Origin of the sequence: Vitreimonas flagellata, assembly GCF_004634425.1 — a bacterium.
Lineage (GTDB): Bacteria > Pseudomonadota > Alphaproteobacteria > Caulobacterales > Aquidulcibacteraceae > Vitreimonas > Vitreimonas flagellata.
Genome location: NZ_SBJL01000003.1, coordinates 439,239 through 456,376 on the forward strand (window position 1 = coordinate 439,239; position 17,138 = coordinate 456,376).

Genomic DNA, 17,138 nt, shown 5'->3' on the forward strand with positions numbered 1-17,138 from the left:
ATTTCCGGCGTTTTTGCCCGCTCATGAGCGATGCGAGCGGGGGTACGAAAGCGGTATTGGCTGCTGCCGGAGGGGCGGCCCTCTTGGGGCTGTCGCCGATCTTCGTGCGGCTCTCCGAATTGGGGCCGCAGGCCACGAACTTCTGGAGATTCGCCCTGGCGCTGCCGATTCTGGCGGTGTGGGCCACAATATCTGGGCGCGACCGCGCAGGAACGAGTCGCGAGATCAGTTGGCTCTTGCTGGCGGGGCTCCTTTTCGGGGCCGAAGTTGGCCTCTGGGCGGCGGCGCTGGATTTTACCACCGTCACCAACGCGACGCTGTTCTCGAATATGACACCGATCTTTGCGGCGGCGTTTGGCTGGGTGCTGTTTAAGGAGCGGCTGCAGGCTGGAATTTGGTGGGGCGGCGCACTGGCGCTGCTGGGGGCGCTCACCCTTTCGATCGCCCGCGCCCGCGCCGGAGCCGGGCCTACGCCGGAGCTGGGCTGGTTCGGCGATACTTTGGGACTGGTCTCCGCCGTCGGTTACGCCGCGTACCTGCTGATCGTTCGCTCACTCGCGACGCGCGTATCCACGGGCGCGGTGATGCTGTGGGCGACGAGCGCGGCGTGTGTGTTCGCGCTCGGCGCGAGCTTTGTGATGCGGGAGAGCCTTTGGCCCTCAACCTGGCAAGCTTGGCTGCCGCTGATCGGCTTGGGGCTGATCGTGCAGGCCGCGGCGCAGGGCTTGATCGCGTACGGCGTTGGGCGTTTGCCGATCGTGGTGTCGACGATCCTGTTGTGGATGCAGCCGCTCTCCGCCGCGGTGTTGTCGTGGGTGTTCTTCGGCGAAGCATTGGGTCCGCTCGCGCTCTTTGGCGCGGGGCTCATTCTGTTTGGCGTGTTTCTGGTGCAGCGCGCGCGTCAGTGATGCAGCGGGCGCATCCAGCGCGGGATCGCGCTCGGATCGTCGCCCATATGCGTGGCGTACACGATTTCGGCGCGTCCAATCAGATTTTCGACCGGCACAGCGCCCATGCCGTCCCAACGGCTGTCGAGTGAATTGTCGCGATTGTCGCCCATGAAGAAGAGATAGCCTTCGGGCACCGTGTAAGGCCCGAAATTGTCGAGCGGTGCGTGATTGCTGAGATTGTGCGTGGCGTGGCGCACACCGTCCGGCAATTGCTCGTCGTAACGTTGCGCTGTTTCCGCGCCACGCTCGAACGCCGTGCGGGTAACGAGTTCGCGCGGTGACGTCTCCACCGCTACGCCATTGATGATAAGATCGCCGTCGCGCACTTGGATGACATCGCCCGGCAAGCCGATGGCGCGTTTGATCATGGTTTCGCCCGTCATCGGATGGATGAACACCACGACGTCGCCGCGGCGTGGTAGATGGCCGAACAAGCGCTGCGTGCTCTTGGGCAGCAATGCGGCCGCGTTGAAGGGCAGTGAATAGCGACTGTAGCCGTAGGCATATTTCGAAACTGCGACGCGATCGCCGACCTCGATATGCGGCACCATACTTTCCGAAGGGATGCGGTAGTTCGCGAAAGCAACGGTCGTGAACGCGGTATAGGCGAGGAACGCCGTGCCGATGGTCTTCGCCCAATCCCAGACTTGAGCCCGCAGGCTTTGATCATCGGGTGACATTGTTCTTCCCCTGGATTGAGGCTGCGAACTCGGTATGTATCCGTCAAGCGCCGAACGGCGAGCCGAGGGGCATTTGATGACGAATGCATTCGCCGCGATTCTGGGCGGTTTGAAGGACGTGATCTTCGGCCGGCTGACATGGCTGGCGCTGCTCAACCTTGTCGTGGCGCTGACGCTAACGATCGGGACAGCGACCGCGATCATCCGCTTCGTCATCCCGATGATCCCCGATGGCGCGGGTTGGCTCGGCTATCTCTCCACCGCGGGCGAGGTGGCGGCGAGTATCGCCATTGCCGTGCTGGCGATCGCGCTCTCGCCGGCGATTTCAATGATCGTCGGCGGCGTGCTGTTCGATGTGGCGGCGGAGCGGGTTGAGAAGAAGCTCGGCATCACCGGCGCGCAGGGTGTGCCGCTACACCAGGGCCTGCTGAACGGATTGCGCATCGGTATTCCGGCTTTGATCGTGAATCTGATCGTGCTGCCGCTCTATCTGATCCCGGTCGTCAATGCGCTCGTGTTCTACGGCCTCAACGGCTTTCTGATGGGCCGCGAATATCTCACGCAGACAGCGGTGCGACGGATGGCGTTTTCGGACGCAATCGCGCTGCGCAAGCGTAAGGGCTTGTCGGTGTTTCTGATCGGGCTCGCGTGCTCATTCGTGCCGTTCTTCGCCCCACTCGTGGGCGCAAGCGCGATGACGCGCTTTATCAATACGTCGCGCTAAACTACGCGCTTTTTCGGGACGCTTGCGATGATGGCGACGAGACCTGCGCCGCCGCGGGTTGTCATTTTGGTCGTGACATTTTCGAAGAGTTCGTTCGCGTTCTTTGCTGCGGCGCGCGCGATACTGCGGCGTTGGCTGGCGTTTGGTGGTTCGTATACCTGCACGAAAATGCTGCGCTTGGAGACGATGCGGCGGATATCTGTCTTGATGTCGTAAGTGTCGGTCCAGAACAGGTTCACGTTCACGGCGAACACGCGGTCGAAGAGCGCGGGCTCGCGATCGAGCACGTTGAGCGGCGCCTCAATGAAGATTGAACGGCCAGCCTTGGTGTATGCTGCATTGCGCGCGATGGCGGCTTTGATCGCGGCCGGCGATTTGTCGACGCCCACGAAAGAGCCACGCCCGAGCACAGGGCAAATGCGTTGTGCGGCGATGCCGCTGCCGCAACCGATTTCGAAAATGTTGTGCTTCGGCTCGATCTCCATGAGCTCAATCGCCCATTTGATCCGCGCCGGCGCGATCGCTTGGATTTTACGCACTCGTTTTCGCAGCCACCAGTTTCACGACATCGCCCATGATTTGGGTGATACGGAAATCCTTGGGCGTGTAAACGCCGGCAACGCCCATTTGTCGGAGCGCCAGCGCGTCGGCAGGCGGAATAATGCCGCCAACGATAAGTGGAACATTGTCGAGCCCCTCTGCGCGCATGAGCCGCACGACCTCTTGCACGAGGTCGAGGTGCGAACCGGAGAGGATGGAGAGGCCGACGGCGTGCGCCTTCTTTTCCTTCGCGGCGTTCACGATTTCGGCGGGCGTCAGGCGGATGCCTTCGTAAATCGCGTCCATGCCGACGGCGCGGGCGCGCGCGGCGATCTGCTCAGCGCCGTTGGAATGGCCGTCGAGGCCGGGCTTTCCAACGAGGAAGGTGAGCGTGCGGCCGAGCTTTTCGCTGAGTGCGGCCACGTCTTGCTTCACGGCGTCGATATCTTCGCCGCTGGAATCGATGACGACGGCGACGCCGGTGGGGCCGCGATATTCGCCAAAGACGCGGCGCAGCGTCGCCGCCCATTCTCCGGTGGTGACGCCAGCCTTCGCGGCGGCGATGGACGCTGGCATGATATTCTTCTCGGCGCGAGCGTCGGCTTCAAGAGTCGCGATGGCTTGTTCGACGGCGCTGGCATTGCGCTGCGCGCGCCAAGCTTTGAGACGCGCGATCTGTTCGCCTTCGACGGCGAGGTCCACGGTTTGGATGCTCTTCTCGCCGGCTTCGAGCGGTGAGGGCTCGCCGCTGGTGAAGGCGTTGACGCCGACGACTTTTTGTTTGCCGGCTTCGATTTGCTCGATGCGGCGGCGATTGGACTCGACCAGTGCGCCTTTCATGTAATCGACATTGGCGACCGCGCCGCCGCTTGCTTCGAGCTTGGCCAATTCAGCCCGCGCACCTTCGATGAGCTGCGCGACTTTGGCATCGACGACCTTGGAGCCGTCGAACAAGTCTTCGAACTCGAGCAAGTCCGTTTCGTAGGCGAGCACTTGCTGCATGCGCAGCGACCATTGCTGATCCCACGGACGGGGAAGGCCGAGCGCTTCGTTCCAGGCCGGCAATTGCACAGCGCGGGCGCGGGCGTTCTTGGAGAGCGTCACGGCGAGCGTTTCGAGCAAGATACGATAGACGTTGTTTTCGGCTTGCTGTTCGGTGAGGCCGAGCGAATTCACTTGCACGCCATAGCGGAAGCGCAGCGCCTTCTCATCTGTGACGCCATAGCGTTCGCGGCCGATCTCTTCCCAGAGCGCTGTGAAGGCGCGCATTTTGCAGAGCTCGGTGACGAAGCGCATGCCGGCATTCACGAAGAACGAGATGCGGCTGAATACGTCTGCAAAACGCTCCGGCGCGATCTCGCCGCGTGCCTTAACCTCATCGAGAATGGCGATGGCGGCGGCGAGCGCGAAGGCGAGTTCTTGTTCGGGCGTGGCGCCTGCTTCCTGCAAATGGTACGAGCACACGTTCATCGGATTCCATTTTGGAATCGTGTCGAGGCTCCATGCGATGGTGTCGGCGGTGAGCTTTAGGCTTGGCGCGGGCGGGAAGATGTACGTGCCGCGCGAGAGATATTCTTTCAGAATGTCGTTCTGCGTCGTGCCGGTGAGCTTCTTCGGATCGGCGCCTTGCTCTTCCGCGAGCGACACATAAAGCGCAAGCAGCCACGCGGCCGGCGCGTTGATTGTCATCGACGTGTTCATCTGGTCGAGCGGAATCTGATCGAACAGCGCGCGCATGTCGCCGAGATGCCCGATCGGCACGCCAACCTTGCCGACTTCGCCGCGCGCCAAGATGTGGTCGCTGTCGTAACCGGTCTGCGTCGGCAGATCGAAGGCGACCGAGAGGCCAGTTTGGCCTTTCGCCAAATTGGCGCGGTAGAGCTTGTTGGATTCAGCCGGTGTGGAATGGCCCGCATAGGTGCGGAAAATCCAAGGGCTGTCGGGGGCGTGCTGGAACGCTGTCATGACGCGGGCAAGGAAGCATGCGCCGCGCCAAGGCGGCAAGCTTAATGTTGCAGTGCAGCAGGCGCCGAAGCGTCGCGGTGGCGCTGCCAGAGCTCGAACGTCGCGCTCTGCAAATCTTCAAACCTCAGCCGCGAGCCATGCACGCCGATGGTGTAGCGCGATTGGGCAGCCCGTGGCGCGCGCGAGAGATCCACGTCGAAGGCGATAAAGGGCTGACCAGCAATCGTGCCGCTGCTGACGCCGCCGATGTCGCGCCAAGCGAGCGACCAGGCGCGCGCGCCAAATGTGCGCACGCCCTCCTGGTCGATGCGCGCGAGCGGTTTGTCGGTGATCACGCGCCACAGGATGAAGAGGCCGCCGAAACCAAAGAATACGACGCCCAAATAGCCTGCGATCGAAACCACAGGGCGATTGTCCGCTGCGGCAAGCGGGGCCAAGAGCGCGCAGCCGGCCGCCATGCCGATGGCCGCGATGGCCATGCCGGTCAGTTGAATGCGATCGGGCTGGATTGTCAGGCCGCCTTCGCTGTCCAGCGCCGCGCGCTGATGCGGCACGAATTGCATCAGGCCGACAAGCGCGCAGGCGCCGAAGAAAATGGTGGCGCCTAGGGCCATCACCCGATCTTCTGGATCGCCTTCGATCAACAAGAAGACGCCGATGGCGACGAAGGCGAGACTGATAAGCGTCAGCCCAATATCCTTGCCCTTCGCCATCAGCACTCCACCACATTCACGGCCAAGCCGCCTTGGCTGGTTTCTTTGTACTTCGACGACATATCGAGGCCGGTTTGGCGCATGGTTTCGATGACTTGGTCAAGCGACACTTTGGTGGCGCCGGTGGTGTGGAGCGCGAGGCGCGCGGCGTTGACGGCCTTCACGGCGCCGATGGCGTTGCGCTCGATGCAGGGGATTTGCACGAGGCCGCCGACGGGATCGCAGGTGAGGCCAAGATTGTGCTCCATGCCGATCTCGGCGGCGTTGGCGACTTGTTGTGGCGTGCCGCCCCATACAGCGGCGAGGCCGGCCGCCGCCATGGAGCACGCAACGCCGACTTCGCCTTGGCAACCCATCTCTGCGCCGGAGATAGAGGCGCGCTGTTTGTAGAGCAGGCCGACGCCGCCGGCCGTGAGCAGAAACGCGCGCGTCTTCGAGGCAACGTCGCCTTCGCTGCAATAATGGCGCAGCACCGCAGGGATAATGCCGGCCGCGCCATTGGTGGGGGCGGTGACGACCTGGCCGCCAGCGGCGTTTTCTTCGTTCACGGCCATCGCATAGACGTTGAGCCAATCGAACAGACGTTCCGGCTCATTGGCCGCGCCCGCGCCGCTCATTTTGCGCCAAAGTTCAGGTGCGCGGCGTTGCACTTTCAGGCCGCCGGGGAGTTCGCCGGTGCGCTGCAGGCCGCGTTCGATACACGCGCGCATGACGTCGCCGGTGCGATCAAGCTTGGCTTCCGTCTCGCTGCGCGGGCGCATCGCATCTTCATTGGCGAGGATAATGTCGGCGACGCTGACGTTTCCGCGCTCGCAAGCTTCGAGCAATTCGGCGGCGGAGCCGAACGGATGCGGCACGATGATGCGCGAGGGGATGATGTCGCCGTCGAGGGGCGTTTCGAGTTGGCGGCGTGTGGCGATGAAGCCGCCGCCCGTCGAATAATATTCCTCGCTCGCGAGCACGGCGCCGTCGCCAGAGTAAGCGGTGAGCTTCATGCCGTTGGGGTGGAGCTTCGGCATCAGGTCGTACGCGAAGACGATGTCTTGCGCGGGATCGAAGGCGATCACGCGGCCGGTGGGCATATGAATGTGCTTCTCGGCGTGCACGTGCGCGACGATGTGATCGGCGTGTGCGGGATCGAGCGTCTCTGGCTCTAAGCCGGCAAGACCGAGGATCACGGCCTTGGGCGTCGCGTGGCCTGCGCCGGTAAGCGCGAGCGAGCCTTGGAGCTCAACGACGATGCGGTGCGTTGCGGCGAGCGCACGCGCGCGTTCGAGATTATCGACGAAGCGCTTGGCGATGCGGATCGGGCCGATGGTGTGCGAACTCGATGGGCCGATGCCGATGCGAAAAAGGTCCAGAACGGAAAGCATGTGTTTTGGTTATTTCCCGAACGCGCGGTCGGCGCTGGCGGTGCTTACACGCGCGCGTTGGCAACCGCCATCTCGCTTTACGCTAGGAAACCGCTGTCGCGGCGCCGCTTGGCGCGCCAGGGCATTGACGACCTGCCTAAAAGATGTCCCATTGTGCGCTGCAGCATAACTTTGAGAGCGCGTCATGGCCCAGCCGAACCTGAAAGCCGTCAAGGATTTGTACGAGATCGGGGAAATCCCGCCGCAATTCCACGTCCCCAAGACCATGTGGGCGTGGGCGATCCGCAAGGAGCGGCACGGCCGCCCGGCGACCGCGATGCAGCTTGAGCAAGTCCCAGTGCCGACGATCGGCGAGGACGAGGTGCTCGTGCTCGTGATGGCGGCGGGCGTGAATTACAACGGCGTGTGGGCGGCGCTTGGTGAGCCGCTTTCGCCGCTCGATGGGCACAAGCAGCCCTACCACGTGGCGGGCTCTGACGCGTCGGGCATCGTCTGGGCCGTGGGCGCCAAGGTGAAGCGCTGGAAGCCGGGCGACGAAGTCGTCATCCATTGTAACCAGGACGATGGCGACGACGAGGAATGTAATGGCGGCGACCCGATGTTCTCGCCGACGCAAAAGATTTGGGGTTACGAGACCTCCGACGGTTCATTCGCGCAATTCTGCAAAGTGCAGGCGCGCCAGCTGATGCACCGCCCGCAGCATCTCACATGGGAAGAGGCGGCTTGCTACACGCTGACGCTGGCGACGGCGTATCGCATGCTGTTCGGCTGGCGTCCGAACGTGCTGCGTCCGGGCCAAAACGTGCTGGTGTGGGGCGCCTCGGGCGGCCTCGGCGTGTTCGCGACGCAGCTTTGCGCGGTCAGCGGCGCGCACGCGATCGGCGTCGTCTCCGATGAGAGCAAGAAGGACTACGTGCTCTCGATGGGCGCGAAGGCCGTGCTTAACCGTAAAGATTTCAATTGCTGGGGCCAGTTGCCGAAGGTGAACGGCGAGGGCTTCCAAGACTATATGAAAGAGGTGGCGAAGTTCGGCAAAGCCGTGCGCGCCATCACCGGCGGCAAAGATCCAGACATCGTGTTCGAGCATCCGGGCGAACAGACCTTCCCGGTCTCGGTCCGCATCGTGAAGCGCGGCGGCATGGTCGTGATCTGCGCCGGCACCACAGGCTACAATCTGACCATGGATGCGCGTTACCTCTGGATGCACCAAAAGCGCGTCCAAGGTTCGCACTTCGCACACCTCTATCACGCATCCCAAGCCAACCAGCTGGTGATCGATCGCCGGATCGATCCGGCGATGTCGGAAGTGTTCGCCTGGGATAAGATCCCCGACGCGCACGAGAAGATGCTCGATAACAAGCACGCGCCGGGCAACATGGCCGTGTTGGTGAATGCGCAACGCTCGGGCCTGCGCACGTGGGAAGACGCGCTTGAGCTCAGCAACGCGCGCAGCTGATTGCGCGAGGTCAATGCCGGGCAGGCGTGAGGAGCGCTCCTTAACCACAAGGAGGCTCCCATGCTTAGCGAGGCGCAGCGCGACCTTATTATCTCGATTATCGAGGAAGCGCCCGATCTGACGATTGCGACGCTGCGCGCCGACGGCTGGCCGCAGGCGAATGTCGTGAGCTTCGCCAGCGATGGGCTGGCGCTTTACTTTGGCGGCAACGCCAAAAGCCAGAAGGCTGAGAACATCGCGCGGGATGATCGGGTCTCCGTCGCCCTGACCTGTCCTTATGATGATGATTGGGACACGATCCGTGGTCTCTCCATCGGCGGCCGTGCGCGGCGGGTGACCGACGCGGACGAACTGGCCAAGGTCGGTGCGCTCATGATGAAGAAGTTTCCGCAGATCGCGAAGTTCGTGGCGTTCGGGGCGGAGATGGATATGGCGATCTTCCGCATCGACGCCGAGTTGATCTCGCTGCTCGATTACACGAAGGGCTTCGGCCACGTGGAGCTGCTGACGGTCTAGGTGGCTGGTTAAAGCGCCTAAACGATACATTTGCTCCTGTTTGCGTTTTGGGGCATCGGCGCAACTCGCGTGTGGCGCGGCTTTTGTTCCGTTTTGAGGCGCGTAGTGCGGCGCCGCACCTGCAAAGCGCCCTCCGAGCTTACTGAAAAGCCAGGAGAAGAACGTGGGTCTCGCGAAGAAGATTTTGGCGACCGCCGCTGTGCTCAGCGTCGTCGCTTTTGCCCCGGCGGCGTCCGCCGGCGGCACGCATGGTGGCTGCGGCTACAATTGCAGCGGCGGCAATGGCGGCGCTAACGCCGAAGCCAACGCTTACGCGCAAGGCGGCAATGCGACGAACAACAATTCGGTTCGCAACGACAATTGGAACCAGAACGAAAATCAGAACCAGAACTGGAACAACAACGAGAACCAGAACTGGAACGACAATCGTAACGAAAACTGGAACCAGAACGAAAACCGCAACACCAATACCAACAACAACGCCAACACGAACAACAACGCGAACGTGAACGCGAACTCGGCGCATGCGTCGAACTCGAACACGAACAACGCGTCGAACTCGAACACCGTGACCGCCAATGGCGGCTCGGCGACGGCGTCGAACAGCAACACGAACAGCGCTGACAATTCGAACTCGAACAATTCGAGCCAGACGGTCAACGTCAACAACAACACGCCGCGCGATCCGGTGAACACGGCCTACGCCGCTGGCCTCACCGCAGGCGAAGACACCTGCATGGGTTCGAGCTCGTTCGGCGCCCAAGCCGTGACCTTCGGTCTTTCAGTCGGCACCACGTGGCGCGACCAGAACTGCCAACGCCTGAAGAACTCGCGTCAACTCGTCGCCCTCGGCTATCACAGCGCCGCGACCGCTCTGATGTGCGTGGACGAAGACGTCCGCAACGCGATGCAACAAGCCGGCACGCCGTGCCCGACGGGTGGCTCGCAACCGGTCGCCGCTGTGGTTCCGGCTCCGGTCGTGGTCGCTGCTGCTCCGGAAGCCGCTCCGGCCCCGGTCGTTGTCGAAGAGCCGGCGCCTGCGCCGCGCCCGCGTCGCCCGCGCCGCATCTTCTACGGCGAAAAGTCGAACTAAGCCCTGGGAGTGAAGACCCACGAAGCGGCCCTGGAAACAGGGCCGCTTTTCGTTTGCGCGTGCGCCGGGCATAAGCGCGCCCATGTTGCGTATTCTCGGCCGCGTCACCTCGATCAATGTCCGCAAAGTGTTGTGGGCGGCGGATGAACTAGGCTTGACCTATACGCGCGAAGATTGGGGCTTGCCGCTCCGCGATCCGAACACGCCGGAGTTTCGTGCGCTCAATCCCAACGCCCAAGTGCCCGTCATCATCGACGGCGATTTCGTGCTCTGGGAGAGCCACGCGATTTTGCGCTATTGGGCCGAGCGTGAGGCCTCGCCGCTTTTGCCGTCTGACGCGCAAGCGCGGGCGCGCGTCGAGCAATGGTTGGGCTGGCAGGCGAGCGATCTCAACATTGCCTGGCGCTACGCGGTGGCCGCGCGCGTGCGCAAGCTTGCCGGCTATGAGGACGAAGCGCGGATCGCTGAATCTCTGCAAGAATGGACCGTGAAGATGCGCCTGCTTGAAGCGCAGCTTGGTCAGACAGGCGCCTATGTGGCCGGCGCTGATTTCTCGCTGGCGGACATCGCGCTCGGCCTCTCCGTGCACCGCTGGTTCGGCGGCGATTTCGCGCGCCCGGACTTGCCGCACGTGAGCGCCTATTACGAACGCGTGCGGTCGCGGCCTGCGGCTCTGCCGCACTTTGACGCCGCGACACCGTAATCGGCGCCCTCCAGCGTTGACGCGGGCGCCGGCCGGGGCGCTAAATGCCTGAAAGATGGCGGGGGACGCTTCATGGTGCGGTTGATTTTGGCGGGCTTAGCCGTCGTGCTTTTGGCGGTGGCCGGGTTCGTCGGCTATCGGACGATGTCGTTTGTAGCGCCGCCGCCGCCGGCGGAGACGGCTATCCCAGCCACGGGCGAATATCAGATCGATGTGAGCGCCGCCGCGCAGCACCTCTCGCAAGCGATCCAGTTTCCGACCGTGTCGCTCGTCAGCGTCGAAGAGGATCGCACGCCGTTTCTCAATCTGCATGCATGGCTGCAGCAAACCTACCCAGCGTTTCACGCCGTTGCGCGCCGCGAAGTGATCAACGAATTGTCGTTGCTCTACACGTGGGAAGGCAGCGATCCGGCGCAGCCGCCCATCGTGCTGCTGGCGCACCAGGATGTGGTGCCCGTACCGGATGACACGCGCGCGGCGTGGCGCGTCGATCCGTTCGGCGGCGTGATCCAGGACGATGCGATTTGGGGTCGTGGCTCGATCGACGACAAGGGCTCGCTCGTCACCTTGATGGAGGCAGCAGAGTTTCTTGCGCGCCAAGGGCGTCAGCCGGTGCGCACGATCATCTTCGCATTCGGCCACGACGAAGAGATTGGCGGCGACGATGGCGCGATTGCGATGGCGGATGCGCTGAAGGCGCGGGGCGTACGCGCTTGGTTCGTGCTCGATGAAGGCATGGCCGCGATCGACAATCACCCGCTGACAGGTGGGCCGGCCTCGATGATCGGCATCGCCGAGCGTGGCTTTGGCACGTTGCGTGTGCATGCCGTCGGCCAGCCTGGGCATTCATCCATGCCGCCGCCGGAGACGGCGGTGTCGCTCGTCTCAGAAGCTGTCGTCCGCATTCACGACATGCCGATCGAGCAGCGCCTCGAAGGCGGGCCGGCGCTGGAGATGATGCGGGCCCTGGCGCCAGAGCTTTCGCTCACCAATCGCATGGCGGTGTCGAACGAATGGTTGTTTGGGCCATTACTTCGTCAGCGTATGGCGGCGAACCCGACGGCGCGCGCTCTGATGGGCACGACGCAAGCGCCGACGATGATCAACGGCGGCGTGCGGGCGAACGTGTTGCCTGCGGAAGCTACGGCGATGATCAATTTCCGCTTCCACCCACGCGATCCCGCCGCTGACATTCTGCAGCGGGCGCGCGCTGAAGTGGCTGGCATGGAAGGCGTCGACGTCGATTGGGTCGAGCCGCCGCGCGACGCGACCACGATGTCCAGCACGACCAGCACCAGCTACGCGCTGCTCGCCGCGCTCTCGCGCGATATTCTGCCGGATGCGCCGGTGGCGCCGGGTCTCGTGCTCGCGGGCACGGACTCGCGGCATTATTCGGAGGTGGCTGAGAACGTCTATCGCTTCCAGCCGATGATGTTCTCGACTGAAGACCTTGAAGGCATTCACGGCACGAACGAGCGCCTGACTTTGGTCAATCTCGAGCGTACCATCCGGTTTTACATCGGGCTCATGGAAGCAGGAGCGATGCAATGATCCGCGTGATGCTGATGGCGGCGGCTTTGGCAGCGTGCACGCCCGCGCAAGAAGCGAAGCAGGAGACAGCGCCGGTGAGCAATCAAGCCGTGCCCGCACCGACACCGAGCGACGTCGCTGTGCGCATTACGGCCGCACAAGCGGGGCAGACGGTCGAAGTCGGCGTGAACCAGCGCTTCGCCATCGAACTCGTGGGCGTGCCGACAGCTGGCTATGTGTGGGCGCCAGCGCAGATGCCGGCGTTTGTCACGACGGCGGGCGAAGCCAGCGGAAACACCACCCAAGCGCAGAGCCAACCGGGGTTTGTCGGCGGCAACCATTGGGAAGTCTCCATGTTCGTCGCCAACGCGCCGGGCACGGGTGAGATCGTGATGGAGCAACGCCGCCCGTGGGAAACCGATGAGCCGGCGAACAACGTCTTCCGGGTGACGATCGTCGCCCGCTAGGCCATAAGCCGCGCGATGTTCCTGATCCAATTGCTGCTCTATCTGCTCGCCATCGCCGGCGTCGTCGCCGGCTCGCTTGGCGCGATCTTCTTTGCGGGCGGGGCGCTCAACCGGGCGCGGCCGCGCGAATACAGGGTGCGGCGGGGCGTCTATGCTGCGCTTTGTGTGTGCGGGATCGTCGCATCGGCGACCCTGGGCTTTGTCGGCCTCGCCGCGATCGTGTATTTCGCCCAGCTATGAGCGATCTTCTCCGCGACCTCTGGTACTTCGCCGCGACCTCGAAAGAGTTGAAGCGCGGCAAGATGTTTCGTCGCGAAATTCTGGGCGAGCCGATCGTGCTCGGGCGCGACGAAGAGGGGCGCGCGTTCGCGTTGCGCGATATTTGCCCGCACCGCGCCGTGCCGCTCTCGTCCGGCAAGATCGAAGCGACCAATGGCGTGCAGACCGTGGAGTGTCCGTATCACGGCTGGCGCTTCGGCACCCAGGATGGCGTGTGCAAGCAGATCCCGTCGCTGGTCGATGGTCAGCCTTACGAGGCGAACCGCATTCGTGTGCGCAATTTCCCGGCGCACGAAGCCAACGGCATCGTGCTCGTGTTCGTCTCCAGCGATGCGCGCTTCAGCGGTGAGCCGCCGCCAGCGCCGGATTTTGGTTTGGGCGATTTGGTCGAACCGAAATTCGTCATCGAGCGCATCTTCGCGGCGACGATGGACAACGCCGTTGTTGGTCTGATGGACCCCGCGCACGTGCCGTACGTGCATAATCAATGGTGGTGGCGCCCGCCGAGCGCGGGCCGCAAGCTCAAGCAAAAGCGCTTCGTGCCGCGTGAACGTGGTTGGGCGATCGAGCGGCACGCGCCGAGCGGCAATTCGCTCGCCTATCGCATGCTGTTCGGCGGCGAAGTGACGACCGAGATTTCGTTCATGCTGCCCGGCTTCCGCTGGGAGGTGGTGGACAATCCAACGTCGCGTCTCTTCACGCTCACCTGCCTTACGCCCGAGAACGAAAACTCCACGCGCATCACGCAAGTGACGTACTGGAAGAACGCACCGCTCTTGGATGTGCTGAAACCGATCCTCGTGCCAGCAGGCCGCGAATTCCTGGATCAAGACGGCCGCATGGTCGATCTGCAGAACACGGGCCTCGCATATTCGCCCGCGATGCTCTGGATCGACGACATCGACGTGCAGGCGAAATGGTATCTGAAGCTCAAGCGCGAATGGACTAAGAGCCGCGAAGAGGGCCGCGAGTTCGTCAATCCGATCGAGCCGACGACGCTGAGATGGATGAGCTGATCAGCGCGGCGCCAGCACAACCGGGATAGCAACTTCGCGCGGGATTGCACCTTCGCCGGGCATGTCTTCTTGCAGAACGAGGGTGGCGGGCGTGCCTTGGCTGACGCGGAACCTCAATTCGCCACGAAACGGCACGGGCGCTTCGGTCATCCAATCGCTTTGCGCGCGCGCAGGCGCTTCGGCGAGGATCGTACCGTCCGCAGCGCGCAATTGAAGCGGAAACTGCGCTTCGAAATACCAGTCACCGGGCGCTGTGCCTTCAACGATGAGCGGGCTCGTCACGCGCGCGTCTGCGAGCGGCGCCGTGACGTTGATGGCAGGCTCCTCTGCGACCGCAGCAGGCGAGGCGGGTTCAGGCGCGGGCGGCGGCGGCGCGGGCGGTGAGCAGGCGACAAGCGCGAGGGCCAAGATCAACGCAGTGCGACGCATACTCATTCTCCAAGATTCTTGTTTATCGCCGCGTGCGATGGCGGCAACAAGGCGTCGATAGGAGCCCTTCATGCCGCCCATTTTGCATACTGAACGTCACTTGCTCGACCGCGTGGGCTGGTTGCGCGCCGCGGTGCTGGGCGCGAATGACGGCATCGTCTCAACAGCGAGCTTGATCGTGGGCGTGGCGGCCGCCTCCGCGACGCGCGAGCCCATCCTGATTGCGGGCGTGGCGGGGTTGGTGGCTGGCGCGATGTCGATGGCGGCGGGCGAGTTCGTGTCCGTAAGTTCGCAAGCCGACACCGAGAAGGCGGATCTGGCGCGCGAGCGCCGCGAATTGGCGACCGATCCTGAATTTGAACTTGAGGAGCTCACACAGATTTATGTGAGCCGCGGTGTGGAGCCGGCGTTGGCGCGACAGGTGGCGCAGCAGATGACGGCGAAGGATGCGCTCGGGGCGCACGCGCGCGATGAATTGGGCATCTCGCTGGCGACACAGGCGCGGCCTGTGCAAGCAGCGGCAGCGTCCGCGGCGTCGTTCGGTATCGGTGCGGCGATGCCGTTGGCGATCGCGTGGCTGGCGCCGCTCGCGCAACTCGGCTGGATCGTCTCGATCGCGTCGCTCCTGTTCTTGGCCGCGCTTGGTGTGTGGAGTGCGAAGGCGGGCGGCGCGCATGTGTTGCGTGCGGTGTCGCGCGTCGTGTTTTGGGGCGCGGTCGCGATGGCGGCGACGGCTCTGATCGGCTCGCTATTCGGCACGAGCGTCTAAGCAAAACGGGCGCGCCTTGCGACGCGCCCGTTGGACTTGTGTGTCGTGTCGCGGCTTACGCCGCGTTGCGTTTGCCGCGCGCGGGCGCTGCCGTGTTGACCTTGAACTGACCGACCAAGCGGGAGAGGTCGTTGGCGTCGTCGGCGAGCGAGCGGCTGGCGGCGGTGGTTTCTTCCACCATCGCTGCGTTTTGCTGCGTGACTTGGTCCATCTGGTTGATGGCGGTGTTCACTTCGCCGAGGCCGAGCGATTGCTCGCGCGCCGAGGCGGCGATCTCCGACACGAGACCGTTGATCTCGGTGACCTTCGACACAATCGAAGAGATGGCTTGGCCCGCATTGTTGATGCGTTCGACGCCGGTCTCGACTTGCTCGCTGCTGGTCGAGATGAGGCCTTTGATCTCTTTGGCGGCATCGGCGGAGCGTTGCGCGAGCGCCCGCACTTCCGAAGCGACCACCGCGAAGCCGCGGCCCGCTTCGCCTGCACGTGCGGCTTCGACGCCGGCGTTAAGGGCGAGGAGGTTGGTCTGGAACGCGATCTCGTCGATCACGCCGATGATCTGGCTGATCTGACGCGAGCTCTGTTCGATCTCGGTCATGGCGCGAACGGCGTCGCCGACGATTTCGCCGGTGCGTTCGGCTTCCGAGCGCGCTTCTTCGACCGTGGCGTTGGCGTGCGAAGCGCCGGCGGCCGTCTTGGAGACGGCGGCCGTGATTTCATCGAGCGCAGCGGCGGTTTCTTCAAGCGAAGCGGCTTGCGTTTCGGTGCGGCGCGAGAGGTCGTCTGCGGCGCGGCTGATTTCGTTGGTGCCGCTGGTGATCGAGAGCGTCGAGTTCGACACCAGCGCCATCGCCTCGTGCAATTGGCGGATGGCGGCGTTAAAGTCGTCGCGCAGCTTGAGATAGCGGCCAGCGAAGTCGTTCGTGACTTGGCAGGTGAGATCGCCGCGAGCGACGCGCTCCAGTGCGCCGGCAAGCGCATCGACCACTTCGGTTTGCTCTTTCTCATTTGCCGCGCGGATGGCGTCGTTGCGCGCGCGCTCTTCGGCGGCCACCTTTTCCATGCGGACTTTTTCGGCGGCGGCTTTGTCGAGCGCGATGGCGGCGTCCTTGAACACTTGGACGGCCTCGGCCATTTCGCCGACTTCGTCCTTTTGGCCAACGGCCGGCACGACGATGGTCTTGTCGCCATCGGCAAGGCGGCGCATCGCGTCCGTCATCTGATTGACGGGGCGTGCGATCATACGCGTCAGGAGCATGCCGATCGCGGCGGAGAGCAACGCCGAGAACAAGAGGCCGCCGACCAGGATCAGCGCTACCATATTGGCCGCGGCTTCGGATTCGGCGTTCAATTGGTCGAGTTGAGTCTGCTCGGCCGCCAGCAGCGCGTCGATGCCTTCTTCGGCGGGCGCAATGAGTTGGTCCGCCGGGCCGTTATTGCCGACGAGCGCGCCGGCTTGGGCGCGCGTGGCCGGATCGCGCACGAGACTCGTGGCGGTCGGCACAACGCCGTCGTACCAAAGGTCCGCAGCACGTTCGACTTCATCTACGAGGGCGAGTTGTTCAGGTTCGCTCGCGGCCAATTCGCGGATGTGGTTCAGCGCGTCTTTGAACTTGGCGCGGTGCGATTCAACGCGCTCCAGGTAATATTCGTCCTGGCTGATAATCCAGCCGCGCACCGAGTTTTCCTGGCGCGCCAACCGGAACTGCGCGTCGAACACGGCCTGCATCGTTGCGTTGCCGCGTGTGCTTTCCGAGCGCGCCTCGTTCATTGTGTTGATGTTCAGCAATGAGACGCCGCCGGTAGCGCCGATTACGGCAACGACAGCAGAGAAACCCAGTAGGAGCTTCCGCGAAATCTTGAGGTTGTTGAGATTCAACATCGTAGCGCGTCCCCGTGGCGTTGCGACTCTTCGCATAAGCTCATGCCGCGTGA

The 17,138-nt window shown here is 63.5% G+C and carries 18 protein-coding genes; 11 read left to right on the forward strand and 7 right to left on the reverse strand.

Translation table 11 applies throughout. The features are described from left to right. Positions 1-23: 23 nt before the first annotated feature. Positions 24-908 (forward strand): DMT family transporter, encoded by an 885-nt coding sequence (locus tag EPJ54_RS15070; RefSeq protein WP_275574760.1) that lies wholly within the window; start codon positions 24-26, stop codon positions 906-908. On the opposite strand, the gene lepB is transcribed toward EPJ54_RS15070, so the two are convergent. Continuing rightward, positions 902-1,630, reverse strand: coding sequence for a signal peptidase I (gene lepB, locus EPJ54_RS15075; protein ID WP_167755758.1), 729 nt, complete (start codon positions 1,628-1,630; stop codon positions 902-904). The genes EPJ54_RS15070 and lepB overlap by 7 nt on opposite strands. 76 nt (positions 1,631-1,706) lie before the next feature. Here lepB and EPJ54_RS15080 point away from each other — a divergent pair, with 76 nt between their 5' ends. After that, a complete protein-coding gene (locus tag EPJ54_RS15080; RefSeq protein WP_167755759.1) occupies positions 1,707-2,354 on the forward strand; it encodes an EI24 domain-containing protein in 648 nt (215 codons plus the stop codon). Here EPJ54_RS15080 and EPJ54_RS15085 read toward each other — a convergent pair. The 4 genes from EPJ54_RS15085 to EPJ54_RS15100 are packed head-to-tail and all read right to left on the reverse strand — an operon-like array spanning position 2,351 to position 6,945. Then, on the reverse strand, positions 2,351-2,893 hold the full coding sequence (locus EPJ54_RS15085; protein WP_135212558.1) for a class I SAM-dependent methyltransferase: 543 nt from the start codon (positions 2,891-2,893) through the stop codon (positions 2,351-2,353). The genes EPJ54_RS15080 and EPJ54_RS15085 overlap by 4 nt on opposite strands. Continuing rightward, the gene (locus EPJ54_RS15090) at positions 2,886-4,859 is read right to left on the reverse strand and encodes a protein meaA (RefSeq protein ID WP_135212559.1); all 1,974 of its coding nucleotides are present in this window, start codon (positions 4,857-4,859) and stop codon (positions 2,886-2,888) included. The genes EPJ54_RS15085 and EPJ54_RS15090 overlap by 8 nt, the downstream gene beginning before the upstream one ends. Before the next feature lie 41 nt (positions 4,860-4,900). After that, positions 4,901-5,572, reverse strand: coding sequence for an STM3941 family protein (locus EPJ54_RS15095; protein WP_135212560.1), 672 nt, complete (start codon positions 5,570-5,572; stop codon positions 4,901-4,903). Then, entirely contained in the window at positions 5,572-6,945 is a 1,374-nt protein-coding gene (locus EPJ54_RS15100) for an L-serine ammonia-lyase (RefSeq protein WP_135212561.1), read from the reverse strand. The genes EPJ54_RS15095 and EPJ54_RS15100 overlap by 1 nt, the downstream gene beginning before the upstream one ends. A gap of 184 nt (positions 6,946-7,129) precedes the next feature. Between EPJ54_RS15100 and ccrA the strand changes: the two genes are divergently transcribed. The 8 genes from ccrA (at position 7,130) to EPJ54_RS15140 (ending at position 14,005) form a co-directional block, all read left to right on the forward strand. Then, positions 7,130-8,401, forward strand: coding sequence for a crotonyl-CoA carboxylase/reductase (ccrA, locus tag EPJ54_RS15105; RefSeq protein WP_135212562.1), 1,272 nt, complete (start codon positions 7,130-7,132; stop codon positions 8,399-8,401). A gap of 60 nt (positions 8,402-8,461) precedes the next feature. Further along, positions 8,462-8,917: a pyridoxamine 5'-phosphate oxidase family protein gene (locus tag EPJ54_RS15110; RefSeq protein WP_135212563.1), complete on the forward strand. Its 456-nt coding sequence runs from the start codon at positions 8,462-8,464 to the stop codon at positions 8,915-8,917. Between the two features lie 163 nt (positions 8,918-9,080). Further along, positions 9,081-10,010, forward strand: coding sequence for a hypothetical protein (locus EPJ54_RS15115; RefSeq protein ID WP_135212564.1), 930 nt, complete (start codon positions 9,081-9,083; stop codon positions 10,008-10,010). 82 nt (positions 10,011-10,092) lie between these two features. Next, a complete protein-coding gene (locus EPJ54_RS15120) occupies positions 10,093-10,713 on the forward strand; it encodes a glutathione S-transferase family protein (protein ID WP_135212565.1) in 621 nt (206 codons plus the stop codon). A gap of 72 nt (positions 10,714-10,785) precedes the next feature. Continuing rightward, on the forward strand, positions 10,786-12,264 hold the full coding sequence (locus EPJ54_RS15125) for a M20 family peptidase (RefSeq protein ID WP_135212566.1): 1,479 nt from the start codon (positions 10,786-10,788) through the stop codon (positions 12,262-12,264). Next, the gene (locus EPJ54_RS15130; RefSeq protein ID WP_135212567.1) at positions 12,261-12,710 is read left to right on the forward strand and encodes a protease inhibitor I42 family protein; all 450 of its coding nucleotides are present in this window, start codon (positions 12,261-12,263) and stop codon (positions 12,708-12,710) included. The genes EPJ54_RS15125 and EPJ54_RS15130 overlap by 4 nt, the downstream gene beginning before the upstream one ends. Positions 12,711-12,725: 15 nt before the next feature. Beyond that, entirely contained in the window at positions 12,726-12,950 is a 225-nt protein-coding gene (locus EPJ54_RS15135; protein ID WP_135212568.1) for a hypothetical protein, read from the forward strand. Beyond that, the gene (locus EPJ54_RS15140) at positions 12,947-14,005 is read left to right on the forward strand and encodes a Rieske 2Fe-2S domain-containing protein (RefSeq protein WP_135212569.1); all 1,059 of its coding nucleotides are present in this window, start codon (positions 12,947-12,949) and stop codon (positions 14,003-14,005) included. The genes EPJ54_RS15135 and EPJ54_RS15140 overlap by 4 nt, the downstream gene beginning before the upstream one ends. Here the strand turns inward: EPJ54_RS15140 and EPJ54_RS15145 are convergent, their stop codons facing one another. Further along, positions 14,006-14,434 carry a Gmad2 immunoglobulin-like domain-containing protein gene (locus EPJ54_RS15145; RefSeq protein ID WP_167755760.1) on the reverse strand — a complete coding sequence of 143 codons (429 nt, stop codon included), beginning with the start codon at positions 14,432-14,434 and terminating at the stop codon, positions 14,006-14,008. A gap of 70 nt (positions 14,435-14,504) precedes the next feature. On the opposite strand from EPJ54_RS15145, the gene EPJ54_RS15150 reads away from it, so the two are divergent. Next, a complete protein-coding gene (locus EPJ54_RS15150) occupies positions 14,505-15,203 on the forward strand; it encodes a VIT1/CCC1 transporter family protein (protein ID WP_135212571.1) in 699 nt (232 codons plus the stop codon). Positions 15,204-15,258: 55 nt separating this feature from the next. Here the strand turns inward: EPJ54_RS15150 and EPJ54_RS15155 are convergent, their stop codons facing one another. Continuing rightward, on the reverse strand, positions 15,259-17,085 hold the full coding sequence (locus EPJ54_RS15155) for a methyl-accepting chemotaxis protein (protein WP_167755761.1): 1,827 nt from the start codon (positions 17,083-17,085) through the stop codon (positions 15,259-15,261). Between the last annotated feature and the right edge of the window lie 53 nt (positions 17,086-17,138).